Source organism: bacterium, assembly GCA_026398675.1.
Lineage (GTDB): Bacteria > RBG-13-66-14 > RBG-13-66-14 > RBG-13-66-14 > RBG-13-66-14 > RBG-13-66-14.
In genome coordinates, this window is record JAPLSK010000395.1 from 1 (window position 1) to 1,523 (window position 1,523).

Annotated in this window: 1 protein-coding gene; it reads right to left on the bottom strand. The window is 59.2% G+C overall.

What is annotated here, in order from left to right; all coding sequences use genetic code 11:
* Nucleotides 1-184: 184 nt before the first annotated feature.
* Nucleotides 185-1,267: a hypothetical protein gene (locus NTW26_11720; protein ID MCX7022914.1), complete on the bottom strand. Its 1,083-nt coding sequence runs from the start codon at nt 1,265-1,267 to the stop codon at nt 185-187.
* Nucleotides 1,268-1,523: the final 256 nt, after the last annotated feature.

Here is a 1,523-nt window from a genome sequence, read left to right on the forward strand (position 1 = left end):
GATCGGAATCCCCGCCCAACATTTTATCCCCTCTCCCGTCCAGGGAGAGGGCTAGGGTGAGGGTCAGGGTGAGAAAGCGGCGGGGATGGGAATCCCCGCCCTACATCTGAGCACACAGCGAATGCGGACATCCGCCCTACGACACGAAACGAGCGAACCGAGTAATGCCCCGGCAAATCGCCGGCTAGAAGCTCGCCTTGATGGCACCCCAGGACGTATCTACCACGTCCTCACCGTAGTCGAGGGTGTCCCAGTCGTCGAGGTTGTGAAAATATTCGAAGTACACGTCGTACACATTGGCTCCATAGTATCCGAGCGAAGCGTACTCGCCGGTCCCCATCGGGTGATACCAGGTATCGAAATCGAGGGTGAATGTTCCGGTGCCGCCGCCCGCGACCCAGGGCGTGAAGGTCTCGGCCTGGTACGACGAGCCCGGATTAGCGGCGGAGTCGCACTGCCAGTTCGCGCCCGACATGTCACCCGTGGCGTGGTCGGTGCCGATTTCCCACTCGCCGGAAAGTCCGTGTTGGTCCTGATACCAGCCGCCGTTCTCGAAGTCCTCCACGCCGTAACCCCCCGCCTGACGGGGCAGGATGCTCTCCCCGTCCTCCTTTAGGTCCACATTGTCCACCGCCCACCACCCCTGGGTGTCCAGGTCGGTGGCGTACTCGAAGGAGAGGCAACTCATCATGCTGTATTTCATCTCGGTCACGTCGAAGGTCTGGTGGTCCGTCACGTCGTTGGTCGCGCCCAAGGTGGCGATGGGGGTGTACTCACCCTCGCCCCAAATGCTGCCGTACATTTCGATGCTGTTCAAGCGGAAACCCTCGTCCACGCCGGTCTCATCGGAAACCCAATCGAAAGCGATACTCAAATCCCGGGTCCCGTACAGGCCATCGAGCATGAGGTCTACGTAGCCCGAATCTTCATCCTCGAAGATGTGGGTCAGGTAGTGTTCGTAGTCGCTGTCGTAGACGTAGAGCGTGCAGTAGTCGCCGGGGTCGGCCGACACCTGCGAGTACTGGATTCGCAGCAAAACGCCGTCGTAGCCGTGGATGTTTATGGACGGACCCATATAAACCAATCCGGCCGAATCGTTGGAGCCGTAAGCGTCCAGGCCGTCCCGGACACAGCCGACCACGCCGTCATGGATTAACTGCCAGTGGGCGTTGTACTCCGTGGGCGGCTCGACCGAACCCACAGACAAAGCGTTACCGGCCAGGCACGCCGCGGCGACCAGGATAACGAACAGTGCTAACGCTTTCACGGAAAATCCTTTCAAGAGTGAGTGCTTACCCCCCCCCCCCCAATATCAACGACTTGCGCATTTTTGCCTCCACGTTTGGGGTTTTTTGAATCTAAAAATAATCTAGCACATTAAAAGGGGTGCGTCAACCCGTGGGAAGATTTTTGTGTTAACAAGGATGCGGCGGGGATTTGCGGGGGGCATAGCTCGCTACGCTCGGTTAAAAGCGCCGCCCTACCTCATCGCATTCTTCCAGGCACGGTTCGGGGGGAGGGCT